This is a genomic window from Acidovorax sacchari (assembly GCF_042847045.1).
GTDB lineage: Bacteria > Pseudomonadota > Gammaproteobacteria > Burkholderiales > Burkholderiaceae_C > Paracidovorax > Paracidovorax sacchari.
Window position 1 is genome coordinate 4,271,638 of sequence record NZ_AP035783.1, and the last position, 25,881, is coordinate 4,297,518.

19 protein-coding genes are annotated in these 25,881 nt (G+C 66.1%); 10 read left to right on the forward strand and 9 right to left on the reverse strand.

The genetic code is table 11. The features are described from left to right. Positions 1-26: 26 nt before the first annotated feature. The gene (locus ACGHC0_RS18990) at positions 27-719 is read right to left on the reverse strand and encodes an ABC transporter ATP-binding protein (protein WP_368352442.1); all 693 of its coding nucleotides are present in this window, start codon (positions 717-719) and stop codon (positions 27-29) included. A 72-nt stretch (positions 720-791) separates the two neighbouring features. Then, positions 792-2,045 (reverse strand): lipoprotein-releasing ABC transporter permease subunit, encoded by a 1,254-nt coding sequence (locus ACGHC0_RS18995; RefSeq protein ID WP_368352443.1) that lies wholly within the window; start codon positions 2,043-2,045, stop codon positions 792-794. An 84-nt stretch (positions 2,046-2,129) separates the two neighbouring features. On the opposite strand from ACGHC0_RS18995, the gene ACGHC0_RS19000 reads away from it, so the two are divergent. The 4 genes from ACGHC0_RS19000 (at position 2,130) to ACGHC0_RS19015 (ending at position 6,440) form a co-directional block, all read left to right on the forward strand. Beyond that, complete coding sequence (locus ACGHC0_RS19000) at positions 2,130-3,086, forward strand: phosphoglycerate mutase (protein ID WP_415266448.1); 957 nt, start codon at positions 2,130-2,132, stop codon at positions 3,084-3,086. Next, a complete protein-coding gene (gene recJ, locus ACGHC0_RS19005) occupies positions 3,083-4,798 on the forward strand; it encodes a single-stranded-DNA-specific exonuclease RecJ (RefSeq protein WP_415266449.1) in 1,716 nt (571 codons plus the stop codon). The genes ACGHC0_RS19000 and recJ overlap by 4 nt, the downstream gene beginning before the upstream one ends. A gap of 135 nt (positions 4,799-4,933) precedes the next feature. Beyond that, a complete protein-coding gene (locus tag ACGHC0_RS19010; RefSeq protein ID WP_415266450.1) occupies positions 4,934-5,797 on the forward strand; it encodes a 3',5'-nucleoside bisphosphate phosphatase in 864 nt (287 codons plus the stop codon). A 7-nt stretch (positions 5,798-5,804) separates the two neighbouring features. Beyond that, complete coding sequence (locus ACGHC0_RS19015) at positions 5,805-6,440, forward strand: L-threonylcarbamoyladenylate synthase (RefSeq protein WP_011796750.1); 636 nt, start codon at positions 5,805-5,807, stop codon at positions 6,438-6,440. Between the two features lie 8 nt (positions 6,441-6,448). Here the strand turns inward: ACGHC0_RS19015 and ACGHC0_RS19020 are convergent, their stop codons facing one another. After that, positions 6,449-7,651, reverse strand: a complete 1,203-nt coding sequence (locus ACGHC0_RS19020) for a methyl-accepting chemotaxis protein (RefSeq protein ID WP_415266451.1) — start codon at positions 7,649-7,651, stop codon at positions 6,449-6,451. A gap of 139 nt (positions 7,652-7,790) precedes the next feature. On the opposite strand from ACGHC0_RS19020, the gene ACGHC0_RS19025 reads away from it, so the two are divergent. Together ACGHC0_RS19025 and ACGHC0_RS19030 are read left to right on the forward strand one after the other, a co-directional pair. After that, the gene (locus ACGHC0_RS19025; RefSeq protein ID WP_415266452.1) at positions 7,791-8,459 is read left to right on the forward strand and encodes a site-2 protease family protein; all 669 of its coding nucleotides are present in this window, start codon (positions 7,791-7,793) and stop codon (positions 8,457-8,459) included. 85 nt (positions 8,460-8,544) lie between these two features. Continuing rightward, a complete protein-coding gene (locus tag ACGHC0_RS19030) occupies positions 8,545-9,852 on the forward strand; it encodes a tryptophan--tRNA ligase (RefSeq protein WP_415266453.1) in 1,308 nt (435 codons plus the stop codon). Between the two features lie 49 nt (positions 9,853-9,901). Here the strand turns inward: ACGHC0_RS19030 and arsH are convergent, their stop codons facing one another. Genes arsH through ACGHC0_RS19050 form a run of 4 tightly spaced genes read right to left on the reverse strand, consistent with a single transcriptional unit; the run spans position 9,902 to position 12,683 of the window. Beyond that, positions 9,902-10,621, reverse strand: coding sequence for an arsenical resistance protein ArsH (gene arsH / locus ACGHC0_RS19035; RefSeq protein WP_415266454.1), 720 nt, complete (start codon positions 10,619-10,621; stop codon positions 9,902-9,904). After that, on the reverse strand, positions 10,605-11,036 hold the full coding sequence (gene arsC / locus ACGHC0_RS19040; protein WP_415266455.1) for an arsenate reductase (glutaredoxin): 432 nt from the start codon (positions 11,034-11,036) through the stop codon (positions 10,605-10,607). Before arsC ends, arsH begins: the two co-directional genes overlap by 17 nt. A gap of 46 nt (positions 11,037-11,082) precedes the next feature. Next, positions 11,083-12,369, reverse strand: coding sequence for an arsenic transporter (locus tag ACGHC0_RS19045; RefSeq protein ID WP_415266456.1), 1,287 nt, complete (start codon positions 12,367-12,369; stop codon positions 11,083-11,085). Beyond that, entirely contained in the window at positions 12,351-12,683 is a 333-nt protein-coding gene (locus tag ACGHC0_RS19050) for an ArsR/SmtB family transcription factor (RefSeq protein WP_415266457.1), read from the reverse strand. Before ACGHC0_RS19050 ends, ACGHC0_RS19045 begins: the two co-directional genes overlap by 19 nt. A 273-nt stretch (positions 12,684-12,956) precedes the next feature. Here ACGHC0_RS19050 and ACGHC0_RS19055 point away from each other — a divergent pair, with 273 nt between their 5' ends. The 4 genes from ACGHC0_RS19055 (at position 12,957) to ACGHC0_RS19070 (ending at position 18,495) form a co-directional block, all read left to right on the forward strand. Continuing rightward, positions 12,957-17,327: an RHS repeat-associated core domain-containing protein gene (locus ACGHC0_RS19055; protein WP_415266458.1), complete on the forward strand. Its 4,371-nt coding sequence runs from the start codon at positions 12,957-12,959 to the stop codon at positions 17,325-17,327. Continuing rightward, positions 17,328-17,627, forward strand: a complete 300-nt coding sequence (locus tag ACGHC0_RS19060) for a hypothetical protein (protein WP_368352455.1) — start codon at positions 17,328-17,330, stop codon at positions 17,625-17,627. Then, the gene (locus ACGHC0_RS19065) at positions 17,605-18,021 is read left to right on the forward strand and encodes a hypothetical protein (protein ID WP_368352456.1); all 417 of its coding nucleotides are present in this window, start codon (positions 17,605-17,607) and stop codon (positions 18,019-18,021) included. The genes ACGHC0_RS19060 and ACGHC0_RS19065 overlap by 23 nt, the downstream gene beginning before the upstream one ends. A gap of 69 nt (positions 18,022-18,090) precedes the next feature. After that, positions 18,091-18,495 carry an Imm58 family immunity protein gene (locus ACGHC0_RS19070; protein WP_368352457.1) on the forward strand — a complete coding sequence of 135 codons (405 nt, stop codon included), beginning with the start codon at positions 18,091-18,093 and terminating at the stop codon, positions 18,493-18,495. Between the two features lie 345 nt (positions 18,496-18,840). Here ACGHC0_RS19070 and avs3b read toward each other — a convergent pair whose 3' ends face one another. Then, on the reverse strand, positions 18,841-19,524 hold the full coding sequence (gene avs3b, locus ACGHC0_RS19075) for an AVAST type 3 anti-phage proein Avs3b (RefSeq protein WP_368352458.1): 684 nt from the start codon (positions 19,522-19,524) through the stop codon (positions 18,841-18,843). Next, entirely contained in the window at positions 19,499-25,753 is a 6,255-nt protein-coding gene (gene avs3a / locus ACGHC0_RS19080) for an AVAST type 3 anti-phage nuclease/ATPase Avs3a (RefSeq protein ID WP_368352459.1), read from the reverse strand. Before avs3a ends, avs3b begins: the two co-directional genes overlap by 26 nt. Between the last annotated feature and the right edge of the window lie 128 nt (positions 25,754-25,881).

Genomic DNA, 25,881 nt, shown 5'->3' on the forward strand with positions numbered 1-25,881 from the left:
GGTGCGGAAACTGCCTGCCGGCGGCGTCAGGCCACCGCCAGCGCGCCGGACACCAGCCGCACGACGCGGTCGCAGCGCGCGGCCAGGGCCTCGTCATGGGTGACCATCACGAAGGCCGTGCCCTGCTCGCGGGCGAGCTGCAGCATGAGCTGGAACACGCCGTCGGCGGTGGCGCGGTCGAGGTTGCCGGTGGGTTCGTCGGCCAGCACGCAGGCGGGCCGCGTCACCAGGGCGCGCGCGATGGCGACGCGCTGGCGCTCGCCGCCGGACAGCTCCGCCGGCCGGTGGTGCACGCGGCCGGCCAGGCCCACCGCGGCGAGCATCGCGTCGGCCCGCTCCAGGCAGGCGGCATAGGGCTCGCGGCGGATGCGCAGCGGCATGGCGACGTTGTCGCGCGCGCTGAACTCGGGCAGCAGGTGGTGGAACTGGTAGATGAAACCCAGGTGGATATTGCGCAGGCGCCCCTGCTCCTGCGGAGAGAGGGTGTCGAAGGCCGCGCCCTGCAGCTGCACGCTGCCGGAGGTGGGCGCGTCCAGCCCGCCGAGCAGGTGCAGCAGCGTGCTCTTGCCCGAGCCCGAGGCACCCACGATGGCCAGTGTCTCGCCCACGTGCACGGACAGGTCCACGCCCTTGAGCACGGTGACGTCGAGCCGGCCTTCGGTGAAGCGCTTGGTGAGGCCGCGCGCGTGTAGCACCACTTCGTTGTTCCCCGCGTTCATCTCGATTCTCCAGCGCGAAAAGCGCTACCCACAGCCCATGCCACCGGCATGGCCCAGTCCAGTTGTTCCTGACTATTCATAGCGCAGCGCCTCCGCGGGATTCACGCGGCTGGCGCGCCAGCTCGGGTACAGGGTGGCCGCGAAGGCCAGCACGAGGGAGATGACCGCGATGGGGGTGATGTCGCTGCTCTGGGGGTCGCTGGGCATCTTGCTGATCAGGTAGATGTCTTTGGGCAGGAAACTGGCGTGCAGCGCATGCTCGATGGCCGGCACGATGACGTCGATGTTGAAGGCCACGAGCAGGCCGAGGGCCAGTCCGCAGGCCGTGCCGATCACGCCCACGAGCGCGCCCTGCACCACGAACACGGCCATGATGCTGCGCGGGCTGGCGCCCAGGGTGCGCAGGATGGCGATGTCGGCACGCTTGTCGGTCACGGTCATGACCAGGGTGGAGACCAGGTTGAAGGCCGCCACCGCCACGATGAGCGTGAGGATGATGAACATCATGCGCTTTTCGAGCTGCACGGCGGCGAACCAGGTGCGGTTCTGCTGCGTCCAGTCGCGGATCAGCAGGTCGCCGGAGAGGGAGCGGGCGAGTTCCTGCGTCACCTCCGGCGCCTGGTGCAGGTCGCGCAGCTTCAGGCGGATGCCGGTGGGGCCTTCCAGGCGGAAGATGCGTTCGGCGTCGGCATGGTGCATGAGCACCAGGGCGGAGTCGTATTCATAGTGGCCGGATTCGAAGAGGCCGGAGACCGTCATCTGCTTGAGGCGCGGCACCACGCCGGCCGGCGTGACCTGCCCGCCCGGCGCGATGAGGGTGACCGGGTCGCCCACGCGCACGCCGAGCGCCCGCGCCAGCTCCACGCCCAGCACCACATGGAAGCTGCCTGGCGTCAGCGTCTGCACGGCGTCGGCGTTCTTTGCTGCCAGATCGGTCACCTCGCCTTCGCGGGCCGGGTCGATGCCGCGCACCAGGGCGCCCTTCATGTCCTCGCCCCGCGCGATGAGCGCCTGCGAGCCGACGAAGGGCGCTGCGCCCACCACTTCGGGATTCTTGCGGGCCTCGGCCATGGTGAGCGCGGGATCGGGCAGCGCGGCGCCCTGGGGCGCGAAGATCTCGATGTGGGACACCACGCTGAGCATGCGGTCGCGCACTTCCTTCTGGAAGCCGTTCATCACGCTGAGCACGATGATGAGGGCGGCCACGCCGAGCGCGATGCCCAGCATGGAGACGCCGGAGATGAACGAGATGAAGCCGTTGCGCCGCGTGGCGCGTCCGGCCCGGGTGTAGCGCCAGCCCAGGGCCAGTTCGTAGGGAAGTTGCATGGTGGGGAAAAAGCGGCCCCGCGCCGCGACGGGATTGGCGGCAGCGGGACGGCGCCGATTGTGGCATCCCGGACAATACCCGCCATGTCGGAGATCCACCATTTGCTCATTCCCCTGGCGGCCAGCACGGCGCCGGGGTGCCGGCAGGCCCTGCAGGGCCTCGGCCTGCCCCACCTGGACCGGCTGCTCGCGCGCCTGTCGCCCGCCGGCACGGATGCCGGCGAAGAGTCCGACTTCACCCCGCCGCACGAGCGCGCGCTGGCGCGCCACCTGGGCCTGCCGGCCAGCCGCGCCGGCACCACGCCCTGGGCGGCCTGGGAGCGCCACGCGGCGCAGCCCGGCCCGGCCGACGGTTCGGCCTGGGCCTGGGTGACACCCTGCCAGTGGCAGGTGGGCGCCGACCAGGTCATGCTGGCGGACCCGGCCGCGCTGGGCCTGGACGAGGCCGGATCGCGCGCGCTGATGGACATCCTCGCGCCCTGGTTCGCGGAGGACGGCATCGAGCTGGCCTACCACGCGCCCACGCGCTGGCTGGCGCGATCGGCGCTGTTCGACGGCCTGGCCACGGCCTCGCTGGACCGCGTGGTGCAGCGCGACGTGCGTGCCTGGATGCCCGATGCGGCCCAGGCGCGGCTGCTGCACCGCCTGCACAGCGAGATGCAGATGCTGCTCTACACCCATCCTTTCAACGACGCGCGCGCCGGGCGCGGGCAGGCGCCGGTGAACGCCTTCTGGGTGCACGGCGCGGGCCGCCTGCCCGGCCAGTTACCGGCCGCCGCGGCACCGCCCGAGGTGCCGCAGGCCCTGCGCGATGCCGCGCTGCACGAGGACTGGCGCGCCTGGGCCGAGGGCTGGAAAGCGCTGGACGCCGGGCCGGTCGCCCGCCTGGCGGACCATGTGGAGCGCGGCGGCGCCGCACGCCTGACGCTGTGCGGAGAGCGCAGCGCCATGGCCTGGGAAACCGCGCCCGCCAGCCTGCTGGAGCGCCTGCGCCGCAGGCTGCGGCCGGTGCGCTTCCAGGCCGTGCAGGAGCAGCTATGAAGATCGTGGCCCGGGACATTCCGCCCCGCGCCGTGTGGGCGCTGGAGCAGGCGGGCGTGCATCCGCTGCTCGCGCGGCTGTACGCGGCGCGCGGCGTGACCGCCCACGACCAGCTCGACGACGCGCTGGCGCGGCTGCTGCCGCCGCCGGGTTTGCGGGGCATGCGCGAGGCCGCGGCACTGCTGGCCGATGCGATCGCGCAGGACCGGCGCATCGTCGTGGTGGCCGACTACGACTGCGACGGCGCCACCGCGTGCGCCGTGGCGGTGCGCGGCCTGCGGCTGCTGGGTGCCCGCCAGGTGGACTACCTGGTGCCCGACCGCATCGCCGACGGCTACGGCCTGAGCCCGGCCATCGCGCGCCGCGTGCGCGAACGCGGGGCCGACCTGCTGGTCACGGTGGACAACGGCATCGCCAGCGTGGAGGGCGTGGCCGAGGCCAAGGCGCTGGGCCTCTCGGTGCTGGTCACGGACCACCACCTTCCCGGCCCGGAACTGCCGCAGGCCGATGCCATCGTGAACCCCAACCAGCCGGGCTGCAGCTTCGAGAGCAAGTCCATCGCCGGCGTGGGCGTGATGTTCTACGTGCTGATGGCGCTGCGCGCGGAACTGCGCGAACGCGGCGTGTTCGACAAGGCCAGCCAGCCGAAGCTGGAGCCGCTGCTGCCCCTGGTCGCCCTGGGCACGGTGGCCGACGTGGTGCGGCTGGACGCGAACAACCGGCGCCTGGTGGCGCAGGGGCTCAAGCGCATCCGCGCGGGCCACATGCCGGCGGGCATCGCGGCGCTGTTCGACGCGGCGGGCCGCAAGGCGGCCGTGGCGACGACCTTCGATTTCGGGTTCGCGCTGGGCCCGCGCATCAACGCGGCCGGGCGCCTCGCGGACATGACGCTGGGCATCGAATGCCTGCTGACCGACGACCCGGGCCGGGCCGCGGAACTGGCGCGCACGCTCGACGCCATCAACCGCGAGCGGCGCGAGATCGAAGGCGGCATGCGCGAGCAGGCCCTGCTGATGGCCGAGAGCCTGTTCGGCGAGAACGACGAGCCGCCGGCCGCGGTGAGCGTGTGGGACCCGGACTTCCACGAGGGCGTGGTCGGCATCGTGGCCTCGCGCATCAAGGACCGGCTGCACCGGCCGACCTTCGTGTTCGCCACCAGCAGCGCGCCCGGCAAGGAAGACGAGATCAAGGGCTCGGGCCGCTCCATTCCCGGCTTCCACCTGCGCGACGCGCTGGACCTGGTGGCCAAGCGCCATCCGGGCGTGATCCTGAAATTCGGCGGCCACGCGATGGCGGCCGGCTGCACCGTGGCGAAGGACCAGTTTCCGGTGTTCGAGCGCGCGTTCGCCCAGGTGGCGCAGGAGTGGCTGGATGCCGCCACGCTCATGCGCCGGCTCGACACCGACGGACCGCTCTCGCCGGAGTACTGCCGCGCCGAACTCGTGGACACGCTGCACCGCGAGGTCTGGGGCCAGGGCTTCGCGCCGCCGACTTTCAGCGAGGAGGTGGAGATCGTGAGCCAGCGCCTCGTGGGCGAAGGGAAGAACCACCTGTCGCTCAAGCTGCTGCACCAGGGCCGACCGGTGGACGGCATCTGGTTCGGCCACACGGAGCCGCTTCCGGCGCGCGTGCTGCTGGCGTTCCGGCTCGACGTGAACGAGTGGAAGGGAGAGCGGCGGGTGCAGTTCCTGGTGGAGGGCGCCCAGCTCTGAACACGGGCGCGCGGGCTGGCCCGGCGCAGCCCGCTTGGGCAGCAGATACCGCGGCACGGGACAGTTGCCACGTTGCCATCCGCGTTTTGTGGCTCGGCAGATACGCCTGCGGGATCGCGGTCCTACAATGTCCCCGTGTCCATCCTGCTGAACGCCGACCTCCATTGCCACTCCGTGGTGTCCGACGGCACGCTCACGCCCGAGGCACTGGCACAGCGGGCGCGCGCCAACGGCGTCGAGCTGTGGGCCCTGACCGACCACGACGAAGTGGGCGGCCAGCACCGGGCCATGGCCGCCGCGGCCGCGCAGGGCATGGACTACCTCACCGGCGTGGAGATCTCGGTGACCTTCATCGGCACCACGGTGCACATCGTCGGGCTCGGCTTCGACCCGGACGATGCGCAGCTGGTGCAGGGCCTGTCCGACACGCGTGGCGGCCGCGGCCAGCGCGCGCAGGAGATGGCGCAGCAGCTCGCGCAGGTCGGCATCCGCGATGCCTACGAAGGCGCGCTGCGCTACGTGGGCAATCCCGAACTCATCTCCCGCACGCATTTCGCGCGCTTCCTGGTCGAGACGGGCGTGTGCCGTGATACCTCCGAGGTGTTCCGCCGCTTCCTCACCGAGGGCAAGCCCGGCTACGTGCCGCACCGCTGGGCCGCGCTGGGCGACGCGGTGCGCTGGATCACGCAGGCCGGCGGCATGGCCGTGATCGCGCACCCGGCCCGCTACAAGTTCTCCGCCACGCAAGAGTACGCGCTGTTTTCCGAATTCCGCCAGCACGGCGGCCAGGGCGTCGAGGTGGTGACGGGCAGCCACACGGCCGCCGAATACGGCACCTACGCGGCCATGGCGCAGGAATTCGGCCTGGCCGCCTCGCGCGGCAGCGACTTCCACAGCCCCGACGAATCGCACACCGACCTGGGCACGCTGCCGCCCCTGCCCGGCGCCCTCACGCCCGTGTGGGAGCTGCTGGCCGACCGCGTGCGGCGCGCCCACTGACACCCCCATGGCCCAGTATTTCGAAGTCCACCCCGACAACCCGCAGCCCCGGCTGCTCAAGCAGGCCGCGGCCCTGCTGGCCCGCGGCGCCGTGCTCGCGGTGCCCACGGATTCCAGCTACGCGCTCGTCTGCCAGCTCGACGACAAGGACGCCGTGGACCGGCTGCGCCGCATCCGTCAGGTGGACGAGAAGCACCACCTGACGCTGCTGTGCCGCGACCTGTCGGAAGTGTCGAACTACGCCCGCGTGGACAACCGCCAATACCGCCTCGTGAAGCAGGCCACGCCCGGCCCCTACACCTTCATCCTGGACGCGACCAAGGAAGTGCCGCGCCGCGTGAGCCATCCGCAGCGCAAGACCATCGGCCTGCGCGTGCCCGACCGCAAGGGGCTGCAGCTGCTGCTGGAACTGCACGGCGCGCCCCTGCTGGCCACCACGCTGATCCCGCCCGGCGAGACGGAGCCGATGAACGACCCTTCGGAGATCCGCGCCCGCTTCGAGCACCAGATCGATGCCGTGGTGGACGCGGGCGCCTGCCCGCTGGAGCCCACCACCGTGGTGGACCTGACCGACATGGCCACGGGCGGCGATCCGCGCGTGGTGCGCGAGGGCCGCGGCCCGCTGTCGGCACTGGGGCTGTAGAGACCGGCTCAATCCAGCTTGAACGCCCCCACCGCGCGCTGAAGATCCTGTGCGCGGTCGTTCAGCGCCGTGGCCGCGCGCGAGGCCTGCTGCACCAGCGCGGCGTTCTGCTGCGTGGTGCCTTCCATCTGGGCGACGGACTGGTTCACGTCGACGATGCCGTCGCTCTGCTCCTGCAGCGCGTGGGAGATTTCCGCCAGCAGGCCGCTGACCTGCCCCACCGCGCCGACGATGTCCTGCATGGTGCGCCCGGCCTCGTCCACCAGCCCGGCACCGCTGCGCACCTGTTCCACCGACGCGTCGATCAGGCCCTTGATCTCGCGCGCGGCCACCGCGCTGCGCTGTGCCAGGCTGCGCACTTCGGAGGCGACCACGGCGAAGCCGCGGCCCTGCTCGCCCGCGCGGGCGGCCTCCACGGCCGCGTTGAGCGCCAGGATGTTGGTCTGGAAGGCGATGCCCTCGATCACCTGGATGATGTCCACGATCTTGTGCGAACTGCCGCTGATGGCCTGCATGGTCTGCACGACCTGGCCCACCACGGCGCCGCCGCGCTCGGCCGTGCCCGAGGCCTGCACGGCCAGGCCGCTGGCGGACCGGGCGCGGTCGGCGTTCTGGCGGACGGTGGCGGTGAGCTGTTCCATGCTCTGCGCGGTCTCGGCCAGGGAGGCGACCTGCTCGCCGGTGCGGCGCTCCAGGTCACCGTTGCCGGCGTCGATCTCCCCGGCGCTCGCGCCGATGGCATGGGTGGACTGCTGAATGCGCGAGACGAGTTCGGTCAGCGTGTCCTCCATGGTGCCCAGCGCCCCGAGCAGGCGCCCGAAGTCGCCCTGCAGCTCGGAGCTGAACTCCTGGCTCAGGTCGCCGGCGGCGACGGTCTCGGCGATGAGGATGGCCTGGTCGAGCGGGGCCACGATGCCGCGGCGCAGCAGCACGAAGGCCGCGCCCGCCACCACGAATACCGCGCAGCCCAGGCCCAGCAGCCAGGCGCGCATGCCGGACAGCTCGGCTTCGGCCGTGGCGACCGCGCGCTCGATCGGTGCGCGCTGTGCCGCGTCCGGCAGGGCGGTCGCCGCCTGCAGCACGGCGCGATGGGCTTCCTGCGCCCGGCCGATGTCCGACAGGCCCACGCCCATGAGCCATGCCACCAGCAGCGCCACCGATCCAAAGGCCAGGACGAGCCGCGTCCCCGTTCTCCATCCATCCCAAGCCATTACATGTGTCTCCTGCTGTTGGTATTGTGGTTGCATTTGGCAACAATTGGACATCCTAACGCCGGCGCGGCCCGTCCGGTCCGAGGGGTTCCCCTGCCGCGTGCGGGGTGCGCAACGCGGCCTCTGAGACAATCGGCGGGTGGACTTCTCCAATCTCATCCAAACCATCCTCATCTACGCCCTGCCGGTGCTCTTCGCGATCACCGTGCACGAGGCGGCGCACGGCTACGCCGCGCGTCACTTCGGCGACAACACCGCGTTGATGATGGGGCGCATCACGCTCAATCCGCTCAAGCACATCGATCCGGTGGGCACGATCCTGATGCCGCTGCTGCTGTATTTCGCGACGTCGGGCACCTTCCTGTTCGGCTATGCCAAGCCGGTGCCGGTGAACTTCGGGCACCTGCGCAACCCCAAGCGGGACATGATCTGGGTCGCGCTCGCGGGGCCGGCGTCCAATTTCGTGCAGGCGGTACTGTGGGCCGTGCTGCTGGTGATGCTGGTGGGCTTCGGGATGGACGAGCGCTTCTTCATGGAGATGGCGCGCGCCGGCGTGCTGGTGAACCTCGTCATGTGGGCATTCAACCTGTTCCCCCTGCCGCCGCTCGACGGCGGGCGCATCCTCGTGGGGCTGCTGCCCTGGCGGCAGGCCAGCTGGCTCTCGCGCATCGAGCCCTATGGCTTCTTCATCGTGCTGGCGCTGGTGGTGGCGGGCATCGTGGGCACGGTGTGGCTGCGGCCGCTGATGTCCCTGGGCTATTCGGCCATCAACCTGCTGCTCACGCCGCTCACGGCCCTGCTGGGCTGAACCGGCGCGGCGCCCGCGGGCCATTCGGCGGCCCGGCCTGCTTTCCGTTTTGACGTTTCTCCTCCGGCCCCGAGCCGATTCGACCATGAGCACCACGCGCTTTCTCACCGGCATCACGACCACGGGCACGCCCCACCTGGGCAACTTCGTCGGCTCGATCCGCCCCTCGGTGGCGGCCAGCCAGCGGCCCGGCGTGCAGAGTTTCTACTTCCTGGCGAACTACCACGCGCTCATCAAGTGCGAAGACCCGGCGCGCATCCAGCGCTCCACGGTGGAAATCGCCGCGAGCTGGCTGGCGGCCGGCCTGGACCCGGAGCACGTCACGTTCTACCGGCAGTCCGACATCCCCGAGATCCCGGAGCTGAACTGGCTGCTGTCGTGCGTGACCGGCAAGGGCCTGCTCAACCGCGCCCATGCCTACAAGGCATCGCAGGACAAGAACGAGGCCGCGGGCCGGGAGCTGGACGACGGCGTGACGGCCGGGCTCTTCATGTACCCGGTGCTGATGGCCGCCGACATCCTGGCCTTCAAGGCGCACAAGGTGCCCGTGGGGCGCGACCAGGTGCAGCACATCGAGATGGCGCGCGACATCGCGTCGAGCTTCAACCACCTCTACGGCGAGCATTTCGTGCTGCCCGAGGCGGCGGTGGACGAGCACGTGGCGACGCTGCCCGGGCTGGACGGCCGCAAGATGAGCAAGAGCTACGACAACACGATCCCGCTCTTCTCGCCGCGCGAGCAGCTGCGCCGGCTGATCAACAGCATCCAGACCGATTCCCGCGCGCCCGGCGAACCCAAGGACACCGAGGGCTCCGCCCTGTTCCAGATCTACCGCGCGTTCGCCACCGACGCGGAAACCGAGGCGCTGCGCCGGCAGTTCGCCGAAGGCATTGCCTGGGGCGAGGCCAAGCAGGTCCTGTTCGAGCGCGTGGACGGCGTGGTCGCGCCGATGCGCGAGCGCTACGACGCGCTGATCGCCGATCCGGGCCGCATCGAGGACATCCTGCTCGCGGGCGCCGGGAAGGCCCGCGCGGAGGCCGGGCCCCTGCTGCGCGACCTGCGCCACGCCGTGGGCCTGCGCAGCCTGCGCGGCGGCGCGGTGGCGGCCAGCGCGCCGCGCGCGGCCGCGAAGGCCGCCGCCCTGCCCTCGTTCAAGCAGTACCGCGAGGCCGATGGCCGCTTCTACTTCAAGCTGGTCGCCGCGGATGGCCGCCTGCTGCTGCAGAGCACGGGCTTCACCGCGCCGCGCGACGCGGGCCAGGCGATCGCCCGCCTGCAGAAGGAGCCCGGGGCCCTGGCGGCCCTGGCGGCCCATCTGGCGCCCGTGGACGGCGTGGATACCGGCGACGTGGAAGCCGCCTTGCAGGCCCTGCTCCAGGCCGCCGAAGCCTGAGCGCGGTTTCACCGGGGCCCTGCGGCCGGGGCGCTGCCGCAGGCCCGGGTCAGATGCTCCGCAGGTTCACGCGGGCCGACAGCGCCTGCGCGCTCTCGCGGCGCTCGCTGTAGCGGTCCACCAGGCAGGGCGCGCAATCGCGCGTCAGCAGCGTGAACTTGACCAGTTCCTCCATCACGTCCACCACGCGCTCGTAGTAAGGCGAGGGTTTCATGCGCCCCGCTTCGTCGAACTCCTGGAAGGCCTTGGCGACGGAAGACTGGTTCGGGATGGTGAGCATCCGCATCCACCGGCCCAGCACCCGCAGCTGGTTGACGGCATTGAAGGACTGCGATCCGCCCGACACCTCCATCACCGCCAGCGTCTTGCCCTGCGTGGGCCGCACCGACCCCAGGGCGAGCGGGATCCAGTCGATCTGGATCTTCATGATCCCGGTCATCGCGCCATGGCGCTCGGGCGAGGTCCACACCATGCCTTCGGACCACTGCACCAGCTCGCGCAGCTCCCGCACCTTGGGGTGGTCTTCCGGCGCACCGTCCGGCAGGGGAAGGCCGGCGGGATCGAAGATGCGCGGTTCGGCGCCCAGGGCATGCAGCAGGCGCGCAGCCTCCTCGGTCAGCAGGCGGCTGAAGGAGCGTTCCCGCAGCGAACCGTACAGCAGCAGGATGCGCGGCGGGTGCGTCGAGCGTTCCGCAGGCCACAGGCGCTGCAGGTCGACCGGATGCAGCAGTTCCGGATCGATGTTCGGAAGGTCAGGACTGGTGGACACGCCGGCCTTTCGCGTCGATGACGGCTTCGCCGTCTTCCTTGGAGAACGCGCCCTGCTGCGGGCCGGGCAGGATGTCCAGCACCGTTTCCGAGGGGCGGCACAGGCGCGTGCCCAGGGGCGTCACCACGATGGGCCGGTTGATGAGGATGGGGTGCTGCAGCATGCAGTCGATCAGTTGCGCATCGCTCCACTTCGGGTCGGCCAGGCCCAGCTCCGCACAGGGTGTGCCCTTCTCCCGCAGCAGGTCGCGCACGGGCGCCCCCATGTCGGCGATCAGGCGCTCCAGCGTGGCCCGGTCGGGCGGGGTCTTCAAATACTCGATGACCGTCGGCTCCACGCCGCTGTTGCGGATGAGCGCGAGCACGTTGCGCGAGGTGCCGCAGTCGGGGTTGTGGTAGATCGTGATGTCGCTCATGGGAGGAATCCTCGCGGATGGAAACGGATGGCCGGGCGCATGGGCCTCAGCCCGCGCCCAGGCGGATGGCCAGGGCAGCCAGGGTGATGGCGAGCACGGGCAGGGTCATGGCGGTGCCCACCTTGAAGTAGTAGCCCCAGGCGATGCGGGTGCCCTTCCTGGCGAGCACGTGCAGCCACAGCAGCGTGGCCAGGCTGCCGATGGGCGTGATCTTGGGGCCCAGGTCGCAGCCGATCACGTTGGCATAGACCATGGCCTCCTTCACCGCGCCGCCGGCATGCGAGGCATCGATGGCCAGCGCACCGACCAGCACCGTGGGCATGTTGTTCATCACCGAGGAAAGTCCTGCAGAGAGGAAGCCGGTGCCCAGGGCTGCCCCCCAGATGCCCATGGCCGAGAGCCGGTCCAGCAGGGCGGCGAGCAGGTCCGTGAGCCCGGCATTGCGCAGCCCATAGACCACGAGGTACATGCCCAGCGAGAAGACGACGATGTGCCAGGGGGCACCACGCAGCACCTGCCTGGTGTCGATCACTTCGCCGCGCCACGCCACCGCCAGCAGCAGGGCAGCGCCCGCGGCTGCCACGGCGCTGACCGGCACACCCAGCGGCTCCAGCCCGAAAAAGCCTGCCAGCAGCAGGCCCAGCACCACCCAGCCCGCCCGGAAGGTCCGCGGATCGCGGATGGCATCGACGGGCTCCTTGAGCTGCGATGCCTCGTAGCGTGCCGGGACATCGCGCCCGAAGGCCAGCAGCAGCACGGCAAGGCTCGACAGCACGGCGGCGATGTTCACCGGCACCATCACCGACGCATAGCGGTTGAAGCCGATCTGGAAGTAGTCGGCCGAAACGATGTTGACCAGGTTGGAGACGATCAACGGCAGGCTCGCCGTATCGGCAATGAAGCCGGCGGCCATCACGAAGGCCAGCGTGGCCGCGGGCGAGAAGCCCAGCGCCACCAGCATGGCCATGACGATGGGCGTCAGGATCAGCGCCGCGCCATCGTTGGCGAACAGCGCCGCCACGGCAGCCCCCAGCAGCACGATGAGCACGAACAGCCGCCGCCCCCGGCCACCGCCCCAGCGCGCCACGTGCAGGGCCGCCCACTCGAAGAAGCCCGCTTCATCGAGCAGCAGGCTGATGAGGATCACCGCCACGAAGGTGGCCGTGGCATTCCACTCGATCCCCCACACCACCGCGATGTCCGCGAGGTGCACTACGCCCGAGAGCAGCGCTGCGGCCGCTCCCAGCGAAGCACTCCAGCCGATGCCCAGGCCGCGCGACTGCCAGATGACGAGAACGAGCGTGGCGACGAAGATCAGGACGGCGACGAGCATGGGACACCCAAGGGACGGGGAAGGCACGGCTGCCCCTGGCAACAGTTTTCGGTGAGGTAGGCCATGAGGCCGTTCATCCGGTCGAAGGCGGCACGGTAGATGAGGTGGCGGCCCTGGCGCTCCTGGGTCACCAGGCCCGCATGGGCCAGCTCCTTGAGGTGAAACGACAGGCTGGTGGCGGGCACGTCCAGCGCCTGGGTCAGGGCGCCGGGAGTCATGCCTTCCGGGCCCGCCACGACCAGCGCACGGAACACCCGCAGGCGCACGGCCTGGGCGAGTGCCAGCAGGGCCCGGACAGCATCATTTTCTTCCATATTTCAATTATTGTTGAATTATCAAACCATTGCAAGCGTGGACAACCACAGCAGCGAACGGCGGCCGCCGATGGCCGTCCTGTCTCTCGCCATAACGCTTCATTTGCCCCTCGATAAACGAAGACACTCCGACACAAAACAAATTTCCGCAAGCCCTTCCCTGCCCGAAATGCGCTTCCTATCATCGCGGCCGTTTTGAACTCCACCGTTCGGCCGCCGCGGGCCGGGCCGCACCGCATGACCCAGGGCAAGCCAGCCGCACGCCAGACAGAGTTGACGAAGAAAGGCGGGCCCATCGTGCAGGGCTCGCACACGGTGCTGATCGGCTCGGCCGGTGGCATCGCCTGCTCGGTGTGCCCGGGCGGCCTCACCGAAGGCCATCCGGTGAACCCGCTGCTGGGCGCCAAGGTGCTGCCCGGCGAGGAAGACTTCGGCCTGCCCGGCCCGTTGCCGTTCGCGCTGGTGCGCTCGTACTCCAGCTACCAGAGCCCCGACCCCGCCCCCGTGGGGCTGCTGGGGCCGGGCTGGTGGATGCCTGGAGAAGCCCGCGTGGCCCACATACCCGCAGGCGATGCAGCGCCCGGAGCCCTGCACCTGCACGACGGACGGGGCCGCCGCATCGCCTTCGAGGCCCTGGCGCCGGGCGAGATCGCCCACAGCGCAAGCGAAGGCCTCTGGCTCGTGCGCTGCGGCACCGAGCACCTGCCCGGCGCGCACCAGGGCGGCCATGCGGAGCGCCTCGCCCGCCTGTGGAGTGCCCTGCCGGCGCCAGTGCGCACCGATGCGCGCATCACCGTGGCCACCGCATCGCCGCTGGGCCCCTGGTGGGTCTTCGCGCCGGGGCCGGTGCCTGCTGTGCCGAACGGCCCCGCAGCGGACACGGGCGGCACGGACGACCACGCGGCCCCGCACGGCGTGCTGCACGGCATCTGCGACCGCTTCGGCCGCGTGCAGCGCCACGAGCGCCATGCGGACGGGCCCTTCGCCGGCCACCTGCGCAGCGTCACCGACGGCGCCGGCCGCCGCTACGGCTTCGAACTGGAACGCGTGGCCCCGGCCTCGCCGGCCGCGCATGGCTGGGGTGCGGACAGTGGCGTGCGCCTCGTGGCCGTGTGGCTGCAGGCCGATCCACACCAGGGCCAGGAAACCCTGTCCGAGTTGCCCGCGCCGCTCGCACTGGTGCGCTACGCCTATACCGGCCGCGGAGAATTGGCCCAGGTGACCGACCGCACGGGCCGCACCGTGCGCCGCTTCGAGTACGGCGACGCGGCGCACCCGGGCCGCATGACGGGCCATGCCCGCGCCGGCCGCCCCATGACGCGCTATGCCTACGACACAGAGGGCCGCGTAATCGCACAGACCACGCCGCACGGACTGGACCTGCGCTTCGACTACACCCCGCTCCCGGCGGACCCGAAGGCCTCGCCGCCGCAGCCGGTGCGCGCCAGCACGTTGGTCACCGACGGCCTGGGCCGCCGGCGCCGCTACGTGTTTGAGGGCACGGGGGGCCTCGCCCGCGTGGCGGAGCGCATCGAGGCGGACGGCGCCCGCTCCACCTGGAAGCACGACGCCGCAGGCCGCCTGCTGGAGCACACGGATGCGCTGGGCCGGCGCGTGCGACACACCATCGACGCGGCCACGGGCCTCGCCGTCGGCATCACCGATGCGGCCGGCCGCAGCCACCGCATCGCGCACGACGCGCTGGGCCAGCCCCTGCGCCACCAGGCCCCGGCACCGGAAGGCCCGATGGGCGACCCACTCGTCACCACCTGGGAGCACGACGCCTGGGGCCGCCTCGTGCGCCATACCGATCCGCTCGGCCACACCACGCACTACCGCTACCCCGAGACGACGGCAGCGCACCCCGACCTGCCCATCGCCATCACCGACGCCCGGGGCGGTACCAGCACGCTGGAGTGGAACGCGCTGGGCCTGCTGGCCTGCCGCACCGACTGCAGCGGGCGTGCCACGCGCTTTTACTACGACGCCTGGGGCCGCACGGTGCGCGTGCAGGGCGAGGAAGGGCTGGAGCTGCGCACGGCCTACGACGCCCTGGGCCGGCCGGCCGAATCCATCGACGCCCTGGGCCGTACCACCCGCTGGCGCTACACGCCGGAGGGCGATGACCTGACCGCCATCGACCACCCGGGCGGCCTGTGCGAACGCTTCGCGCACGATGCCTGGGGCCGCGTGGTCCGCTACGAATACGGCGGTGCTTCCACGCCCGAACCGCAGGACGGCAGCCCGGGAACGCTGGCCTCGCCGCACTGGCTCGCGCAGCACTACCGCTACGACCTCGCCGGCCGCCTCGTGGAACTGCACAACGAGAATGCCCGGGCCCACTGCTTCGCCTACGACGTGCGCGACCGGCTCGTCGCGGAAACCGGTTTCGATGGCCTCGTGACCCGCCATGCCTACGACCGGGGCGGCCAGCGCATCCGCACCGAGGACGCGCGCCACGCCATCGACTACGAGTGGAGCGACGCGGGGCAACTGCTGGCCCGCACCATCACGCCCCTGCCGGGCGCCACGCTGGAAGCCCCGATCACCGAACGCTTCGAGCACGACGGCGCCGGACAGCTGGTGGCCGCCCACCACCACACCGCCGTGCACCGCCACCGGGTGAGCGTGCACCTGCGGCGCGACCGCCTGGGCCGCATCCTGGGCGAGCGCCAGGAGATGTGCTCCGCCGATGGCGCCCTGCTCTGGAGCCATGAGAGCACGCACGCCCTGGACGCCGGGGGCGCGCCCACAGGGGCCGACCTGCCCGGCCTGCCGCCGCTGCAATGGCTGACCTACGGCCCGGGCCACGTGCACGGCCTGCTGCTGGATGGCGAATCCCTGCTGCACATCGAGCGCGATGGCCTGCACCGGCCCGTGGCGCTGGATTTCGGGGGCAGCCAGACCCACTGGCGCCGCGATGCGCTCTCGCGGCTGCAGGCGCTCTCCGTGCACGGCACGGCCGAAGCGGGCATGCCCCGGCCGTCCGGCGGCCATCCCGGGCTGCCCGCCCTCGCGCGCCAGCACCACTACGACGCTGCCGGCCGGCTCGCGCGCATCGACACCCCGCAGGGCACGATCCACCATGCCTACGACACGGCCGGCCGCCTGGCCACGGCGCACCTGCCCGGGCGCGAGCCGCTGCACTACCGCTACGACCCCGCCGGCAACCCCTGGCAGCCCGCCGCCGACGCCACGGGCGGCCCGCAGGGTGACTGGGCCGGCGAGGTGCGCCGCCACCTGCACGACCCGGCCTTCGACCTGCTGCGCCAGGACGGTGCGGCCCCGCCCGGCCACGCCCGCGACCGCTGGCCCGACAACCGCGTGCGGGCCCACGGCCCCTGGCGCTACCGCTGGGACGCCTGCGGCAACCTCGTGGAGAAAACGCATGCCGACGGCCGGCAGACCCACCGCCTGCACTGGGACCACGCCCGGCGCCTCGTCGCCCACGAGCAGATCAACCACGCCACGGGCGAGCGGATCCGGCGCATCCACCACTACGACGTTTTCAGCCGGCGCATCGCCAGCCGCATCGAGCGCTCGCAGGGCAGCGGCCCGCAACAACAACAACAGCCGACCGCCACCGTCACCGAGCGCTGCCACGGCTGGCAGGGCGATGCCCTCACCCTCACCGAACTGCGCGACCCGCTGCGCCCGCAGGACGCGCAGCGCATCCACACGCTCCATCACCCGGGCACGTTCGTGCCCCTGCTGCGCATCCAGACAGGGGCCTGCGCCGAGCCGCCCACCCTGGCGCAACTGCTGGGCGCCGCCGAACCCGGCGACCGCGAGCAGCACGCGCCCATGCAGGCGCTGCAGGAAGAACTGCTCCACGGCGCCAGCGACCACACGCGCCGCCACCTGCACAGCATGGGCTGGGACGCCGAGCGCCTGCAGCGGCAACTGCGCGGCGAAGGCACCGCCATCACGCACCTGCACCTCTACCACTGCGACCACCTGGGCACGCCCCTGGCGCTCATCGACGCCCAGGGCCGCATAGACTGGCAGATCGAACTGGACCCTTGGGGGAACACAGTGAAGGAGCACAACCCGCTGGGACTGCACCAGCCGATCCGCATGCAGGGGCAGCACGACGAAGGGGACGGGGCGGGGTTGTTCTATAACCGGCACCGGTACTATGACCCGGGGATGGGGAGGTATGTGTCGCAGGATCCGATGGGGTTGAAGGGCGGCCCCAACAATTATTCATACGCCCGGCAAAACCCAAAATCTTTCATTGATCCCACTGGGCTGGATGTCTATCTTTGCAAGCAACCGGCATTCGGCATATCGTGGAATCCGATTGATCATCATTGGATCAAGACAGACACAATTGAAGCAGGAATGGGGGCTATAAAAAGCGATTGCGGCAACGCAGGCAATGCATCTGGAGATTTACCTGGAGACAAGGTGCAAGTTTGCGATCACAGCGAACGAGATAAAACAGGGATGACTTGCACCCTCATCAAAGATGTGGATGAAAAGAAAGTCGATGAGCAGCTGAAACTTGGTAGGCCATTGGGCAGGTGGGGACCCACAAATCAATGCCAGACTTTTGCCAGTGAAGTTCTGGAAAATGCGAGAGTTCCACAACCCACACCTGATGTCTCTCCATTTGACAATCCATTTCTATGGGGGTTTTAAATGAGCAAAAAAGCGAAAGCCTTGACTTTATCCCTATTAGGCTTGTTTTTCTTCCTTGTCTTTTTATGGAGTGTCATGTGGCTGTTCTCTTCTGCCAGCCTGGCAAGCGGCCCCTGTCAAGGGAAATTCTCCCTCACTCATGAACTTTTTAGATGCCGCCAACCATTCATCGCAATGATTTTTATTGGAGCATCTTTTCTAATTTCGACATTTTTTTTCTGCCAATCCATAAAAATATTCCGCTCCCTTAAAATGGAAAATCATACTAGCCAGAAAAATGCGCATATTTCAAAACAATGAAATTTTTGCTGCGATTGTTTTGCTATTTATCGTTTGCCTTGCAGGATGGATCGGCCACAAAAATGACACCATTATCGAACAAAAAGCGTCTTCTATGACGATGATCCAAAATCTCTCCGCGACGCTGAAAGCGGTCGAAAGGTGTTGGTCAGATAATAGAATTGACATTGCCGAATGTGATTCCGCAAAAACCAGTCTTACCAAGATCACGGATAGCACTCGAAACTATTCTATAACCCCTCAAGGTTTGATAGGCATAGATTACAAACACCAGAACTTCGTTCTCCTGGCTTCTCAAAAAGAGGAAAAATCCGTGACTTGGAAATGTTTTGGCCATCCGAAAAAATCACTGCCAAAGTCGTGCAATGCTGTCACAAGCAGCGCTGAGGAATAGATCGACCACTCCCCGGAGGCCACATACTAACGGCGCTCAGTCCATCACCCGTGCTGGCGGCCAAAATACATGACATTGCAGCCAATGCTAATATTCCCAAAAGACAATCAAGGCGATGGATTAATGCAAAAGTCGGTGTTGATCTTGACAATCTCCTGCCTCACCCTTTTCACAAGCAATATTATTCTCGGCTATTTTTTGATCGACAGATCAATTACTCTTAGCTACGTTAGAGCCAGTGAAGCCAGCACAGCAAGATCGCTATCGATATTGCAACTCACGCTCTTACATGAATGGAAAGGCAAGAGCAAAATTGAAATCATAAAAGAAATTCAAAAAATTTCAGACAACAGTATGGTTTTTCCAATAGTTATAAAATATGAAGGAGACACGATCTGGTTCGACGACACGCCACTGGAATTTTCAAAAAATCAATTAGTTAAAATTGGCGACAAGGAAATTTCCAGGCGCTAGCGCCCTAATCGCGATTGCGCAGGAGAGGGACGAAAATAGCTGGCTTCAGCGAAGAGAATCTTTTCAATGCGCACATCCATGGAACGAAGGCTCGGGCGAGGAGCCCCAAGAGAGCAAATTGAAGCGTTCAACTGCCCTGTGCAACAGGGGGTAGAGGGACGCACACCGAACGACGGCTTCAGGCTGATACCAGTCGTCCGTCAGGGACTGCTTTGTGACTTCGAAGTTGGCGCACACAGGCTGGAAGAGTGCGACGCCTCTACCGACCTGGACGGAGTGATAATCCGCAGCTCTCGATAGGCGCCTCGACGCATGCCGCGGCGCCGGAGTTCGCAGCGTGCATCTTTACTCATCAGATATCTCTGAACCCGGCGGGAGCGTTTTTCTCATCTCACCAGCCAGAGACAAGGCCACTTTGGCAAAGCTCTCCAATTTATCGATTCTGTCGAGCATGGCCTGCTGGTTGGCCGCCTCCTGGCGCTGCAATCCTCCTTCGACGGCAAACTTGGCGATCCGCAGCTCTACGGTGGCGTCTAGGTTGCCTTTGACGGCCTCTTCCAGCCATGGGTTGACCAGCCCGACTGATCGTTCAGCTGCCGCACCAAGCGCGTAACGAATCAACTCTCTGGCTGCGTGATCGATGCCCAACGCGAACTGGAACAGCTTCTTCTCTTCGTCCGTAGCGCCCGCTAGCTCTTCGCTGTTCGGCCCCCGGGTGAAGAACCTCAACTCACCCGCCCCGTCCACGCCCAACGAATTGAGCGTGCGCAGCAGAGGGTCCAGTTCCCGCAGTGGTCGCATGTAAGGGGGTAACGTGTAGCGGTGCGCCCAAAGCTTCAAGATCACATCAGCGCACTCTGCCGTGGCGGCATCCCTCGTCGTCTCAGGCGCTTGCTCGGCAGCCAAGATCTTCTCAGCGACCATGTGAGACATCCACTGCGCAGTGACATCGTTGCTCAGTTCCAGCCCGGCAACGATCCTCTTGCCAAGCTCGATAACTGCCTTAGAGCGATCGAGTGATTCCATCATGTCCGATCAGGTAGTACCGGTTGTAAGGGTAGTTGTAGAAGCTGTAGTCATCTTTGCCGGTCTCGTCCTTGGGCGGCTTGCGTCGGACTATGACGCGAACGATGAGGGAGGAATTCGGGCGCACTTGCAATAACGCGCTGATGAACTTGTTGTCAGCGCTGAGGCGGGTGCCGGTCAGGATGCCGCGTTCTTGACCATAGCCCGTGCTGCGCGACCAGGTCTCGCTCCTCAAGGTGCCTCCGTCTGGCAGCGTCCATGATCTCGCATCGGGATCAGTCGTCAGAGTCAGGAGGTCAAGAATCTCCTGACATGGTCGTGGACCCGGGCTGCTAATCGTGCCGGCCCAAGGGTCAAATTCGTCGAGCCTCAAAGAATCACGGCCCGTCGCGACCCAGCCGGACATCCTCAACTCAGGGGCATCGACTTTCTCTCCGTAGTCGATGTGATCTGCATCTGGAATGTAGATTTCTCCGGGATCAGGGCTGGTCTGGAGGGCCGCCAAGAGCGTCGCCGCGTGCCGCGAGGGGACCAGCACCGATCCCACCGACACCGTTTCGCCGTCGGCTGACTCTGTGGCCGTCCAATGGCCCCACAAGGCCGTCATTCCATCGTCGGTTGTTAGTTGGTCATCCAGGTACTGCCTGCTGACTTGCCAGGACCATGAGGCGTCAGATCGTTCGCTGCTCGTAGGGACCTCCTTTAGGATTTCAGGATCACGCCGTTCCGCAAGCCAGCGGTTGTCTGTGCGAGTGAGCAACTGTTCGCTCAACCAGTCATCAAACGGATTCTCTTCCTCGTCCACGCGCCGGCGAACAGGTTTGGTCTCCAAGAGGTTTCCAGCGACAAGCATCATCGCGTGATAGGACTGATAGACCACGCTGTCCTCCACCTCCGGCATGCTGCCGTGACTGTGCGTTGTCACATTTCCTCTAAAGAGGCCCCGCTTGTAACGCTGATCATCATGGCCTCGATGCCCAAGCGACAGGCGCCCGCGCAAGACTGCCATCGCCCGCCATTCGATGGAATGCTCGCTCAGCCCAAAGACACGGCCCAATGGTGCGAACCAATACGGGCCGATATCGATGCCGAAGAAGTACTTGTCATTGTCGTCTATGGTCTCGCTGCTCGAGGGCTGGTCATCAAAGACGCCGTACTCGCCTCGGTCGAAGATCTGCGTTGGCAATCCAGGCTGGTTGGCTCTGTTCGCGATGTCAAGCAATTGTTTTGGCAATGCGCTGACTTCATTCAGCCGCCTCAGTGTGTCCGTAGCGAAATGTCGAATGACGACATGCGGCTCCTTCGCTGCGGCGTCTAGAAAGGCAAGGAAGGGCATGACCGCACGAGGTGCGTCCATCGCGCCTCGTGCCAACGCAAGGCATAGCCATTGGCGAGCATGCCACTCGTAGAACATCAGTCCGCGGTCGACGAATGGCTGCGGGTCGGCGTTGAGCGCACGAGCCGCCAGCGCGGACAACAACGGCTGCCAATCGAGTTCAAGGCAAATGCGGACGCAGTGGGCATGCTCCCAGCGTTCAGTAGTGGACGGACGCGCTAGACCTGCCCATAGGTAGCCAGCCAAGGTCTCCACACAAGACGTAGGTGGCTCGAGCGATTCGTTCCACCGGCCATCGCCATCCTCTCCCTCAAGAACATCTTCGAGCAAGTCGAAGCCGAAGTTGAGCACGTCATCGGCCTCATCACTGGTCAGGCAGCGCGCGAGTGGCTCCACTAGACGGAACAGGTCTTCGGCATCAAGCGTGTCGAGCTGCGATAAATATCCTTTGATCCTGGCTGATGCGACGTCCTTCTCTAAGACGATGCCTTCTGCATAGAGCCCATCAAAAGGGCCCTCATGACCCCAGCCTCGGCGCCCGACGCGGTTGGGGTTTTTCGTGGCCACCGAAAGGGCAGCCTTCCTGAGCTCGCTGCGAACGGACTGGATTCGCTTGCTCGGCTCGGGGAGGTGCCTGATGACGTCCATGAAGCTGTATACGCTGAATTCGTCATCCGCCTGGATTGCTCGGAGGTATCCATCGATCTCCGACAGCGCCGCACGCCTAAGGCCTTGCTCATAGAACTCGCGGATGTACGCTCGATGGCCAACCTTCTTCAGCGATCGTCTTGCCGCGAGTACAGCGGCTTTGTTGCGGAGATCGACTCCGCTGAAGACGGCGTCCCAATCAGGTTCCTGGATCTCTCTGTGCGGGGGTGTCCACGGCGCAGGAGCCGTCGATACCGGCGGGGTGGCGGCCTTGGTTTTGGAAGCTCGAAGCAATCTGTCCAAATCTGGCAATGACATCGCCAGCGAGTCGGCCAGCGCCTTAAGTTCGCGCCAGGCGGGTGCTTCGTTCGTTTGGATGCGAAGGAATCGGTAGGCGATATTTAGGATCAATCGTTTTTTGTTGATGTCCGACTCTGCGTTGATGGCCGATCTGGCATCGCTGATGCGTTTCCACCCACTCACGGTGCCGCTCAAGGCGACTGCGGCCATCGCTGGCAGCAGCCTGTGGTCGATCAGGCTGTAGACCGCGATCGGAAACAGCTCACCAGCGAAGCCAAAATTTCGATCCCGCCAGCGACTCAAGATTGCAAGACTGGATGAAGGGCAGAGGCCAACCAAGCCCTGAACCAATCGGTCCCAGTCCATGTACTTGTCCCGGGCCATGTGCTTGTAGCTGAGCTCCGCGATGCGCGCCAGCCGGTAGGCGGTCCGGGGTCTTGGTTCTCCCTGCCGATGCGCCGCGTCCGTTAGATCGAGGAAAGTTGTCCATCGAGAGAGATGCTCTTCTCCGATCTTGCTGGCGATGTCGATCGCTTTGTCGAAGTAGGCGGCCGCTTCTGACCTGCTCACGCAGAAGATGGCGCGGGCCAAATCCTTGAGGTTCTCGACGCGCGTCTCCGCATCGTCGTGCGATGTGGCGATCCAATCAAACGCTCTGATGCTCAGTTGCAGTGAGAGGTCGCCCAGGCCTGCTGTTCTTGCGGTCACGCGGCACATCATCGTGAGCGCTCTCGAGTGGAGGCGGTCGCTTTTATCCACCCACTTCAGCAGGGCGGCAATCTGAGGTGGCTGAATGGTGCCCGCGTTGCGCAGGATCTGCACCCACTCGATGGCAGCCACCTTCTCTAGATTGAAGATCCTCTGATAGTCTCGTGAAGATGCCGATTGCGTCTGCCTGAGTGCAAGCTCAATCTCGTGGTCTAGATTCAGCAGCACACGGCCGCAGGCAACATCGGCAGCCAGGATAAACCAAGCGAGGACACCCCCCGTGACATGTTCCAGCCGGGAGGCTTGCTCGCCCCTGACAGTAGATTTTTGCGATTCGAACTCAGATCGGACGTCTTTGGGCGCCAGATCAATCAGTTCAATCTGTCTGCCGCGAAGCGCAGCTTCCAACGCATATGCTCGGACGAACGTCGCACGTTCAGCGTCGAAATCATGGAACTGCCGGGGCGGTTCCACCGGCAGGTACCGGCGTAGCGTCACTGCCCAGGCCTCGTCATCGCGCGGAAGGCGCCGAAGCGCTTGGGTGATCGCGCACCGGACCCCATCAAGCACGCTGCTCCCAGACTTCCACGAGAGATCCTCTTCGGGTAACTTGACCTTGGGGTCGACCAAGATTCCCATCAGATGGCGCAGAGGCTCCATCGGCAGCAGGTGTCCAACCTGGCATGCTTCCGTTGCCAAGCCCAGCAACATCCAGACATCCCCTTCGGCGTGCTCGGCAAGCTCGTCAAGCTGCTTGACGTCCCCAACGTCAGCCAGTCGCGCAGCCACTAGCTTCGTCGTTCTCAACACGACGAACTTTGGAGTCCAACCTTTCAGGAAGCGCGCGGCCTCCGCAGCGCCACGCAATCTCAGTACACCGATGGCAAGTTCGGCGATATCCGTTTCCTCAATCTCGTTTTGTTTGCGACGCTTGGGTGGTAGCCTGCTCCAGGCGTTCAACGATTCTCCGGCCATCCTCAACCTGCTCGCGGCCTCGGGAATGAGGTCAGCGTTGCCTGCAAGCAGCACCGCCTCGTAGGCATGGTGCGAGCCATGGAAACCTCCGCCGAATGTGCGTCTAGAGACAATTTCTTCGATGCGATCTGGCGCAAGCAGAATGCTGGCAATGTCGGTGTTCTCCTGGATAAGCTTGATCTGGCGAGTCTCACCAGCTACCTCACCGCCGACTTTCAGAGCAAGCTTGGCGGCAGCAACATCCCGTCCCTGTTGCAGGCACGCCCTGAGAGCGAACATCAGTCGTTGCAGCTCGACGTCGCGGCGCTCGAGAGGGTTGTCGGGCAGGCTCTCGTTCGAGAGGGCCAGCGCGATTAACTCGTCCATCCGGCCTGCTGACAGCAGCAACTGCGGCAGCGCCGCCGCAACGTAGGAACTGGTCGCGGCGAGAGGCTTGAGCTTCAAAAGAAACCCATCAAGCGAGGCCGCATCTGGCTTGAACGTCTCGTTGAACCAAGTCTCCGCGGGCTCGTCCACGAAGTGCAGGCCCGATTCTTTGACGAACAGCGGCCGCCCAAACTCTGTTGCGAACGTTCGGACAGCGCTCTCCGGAACTCCTGCGATCTGAGCCAAGATGGAAATTGGCACAAGGGGCCGGAGCACTGCGAGCCCTTTGCAGATTAGGTCGATCTGATTCGACTCAGTTGGCCCCCACTCGGCTTTCAGCCGGTTGATGGCCTTGGTCAGCAACCCTCCAATCGCGTGTTGGACGGTCGTGGGTGTTGGCCCCAAAGCCCTGAGCATTTCTCCGATGGGCGGAGTGCCCTCCATAGCCAGCGCTTGAACTCGAGGGTTATCCGAGCTGAGAAACGCGAACTCCGCAGCTTCAGCGTCCGTCGCATCGGGGTAGCTCAGCCGAAGGTGCGTGGCAGTCTCAGCCTTCGAAAACGACTCCAGCTTGATCGCAATGGCGTCGGGTGGCGCTCCAAGGTAGTCCTGTCGATGTGATCGGCATGTGAATGCGAATCGCACCCCATCAGGCATGTCCGTGTTGATCAGGTCATGGACAAAGGCGCGCTCCCCAATCTCTTGCGCAGCCATGTATGCGTTGTCTGCCGCATCAATGATGATGCAAAGGCTCGCTTGGGGCGTGTTAGCTTGGAGAAGATCAATGGCCTGCTTGAGCCGTGAAACGAAGGCCCGCATGAATTGCTTGGGGTCTGTGCCGTGGGAAGGAATCAACGGCAGGCAAAGCTGCTGTGCCGCAAGCTCGTTTGCGATCTGGACGAGCGCATCACGGTATCGGTGGCGGTAATTCAGGGCCTGACGGTAGGTGCCGTCACCGAAGCAGTCGTACAGGATCGCTATCGATCCAGCAGGCATGGCACGGGTAAGGTGAGCTGAGAGCGTCGACTTGCCCACACCACCGTCTGCGTGGATGACCACGGGGCGCTGCGCTGAGAGGAGCGTGGTCAGGATGGCTGGCTGCTGCGCTCGAGGAAGTATGTGCTTCGGTTCCGAGATCAGCGAGGGCGCAGGCAGCAGATCGTTCTCGCTCACCCGTAGAGCCTGAAGCACGTCGTAGAGCCTGATGGAACGGTCCTTTTCGCCTTCGTCCGTCGCGCGGCGGGTGACCAGCTCTTTCAGTTGAAGCGCAGCCTCGGTATCGGATTCAGAGAGGTATGCACCCAAGTCCTGGCTCAGGAGGTTGCGCTGCTCCCACAGATCTGGCTCACCAGCTTCAACAGAGAAGGCGGCAAAGAAGTTCTGCACGCTGCTACCAGCGGACGCGGCATACCGTTTCAGCAATTTGTCAATTGCAGGGTGCCGCAGCTCTGCCGCCCCCGCAGCGAGATCGGCCAAAGCTTCCAGGACATCCGCAGCAATAGGTCTGTTCGTCAGAAAGACGAACCTAACCTTCTGCTCCAGGACATCCAGACCGAGCGACGCCTCCAATTTGTTGAAGCGCCCGGCGAAGCCTTCGATAGTTCCTTTGAGGCCGCTGGCCGTCCAGGGTTCGTGAGCGTGCTTGGACGAATGCTTGAGTTGCATATAGCGGATCGACGCTGCCGCTACGACGTCCTCACTCCCGTAATACAAGCCGACGTCGATGACCTCGTCGCCCACGCTCGTGGATGAGTCCCCCTCGTCGAGTGACGGTCCTTCGATCGTCACTGACACTAGGCCATCCGTGGAGCTAAGCAGCCATAGGCATTGCCGGGCTGCCCATTGGTAGTGAAACTGGTCGCCGCTCCTGGAGGGCCCTACAGAACCTTGCTTCGCCATAGCTTTGGCGCTCCCTGTATCAGTCTATTCGCGGAGCTTACAGCCCCCGGCTGTCGTCGGCGGATATGTTTGGGGTCGGCTCCTTACATCGAACGCTGTAGGGCCGCTTTCGTGCGTCGAGTTTGGCA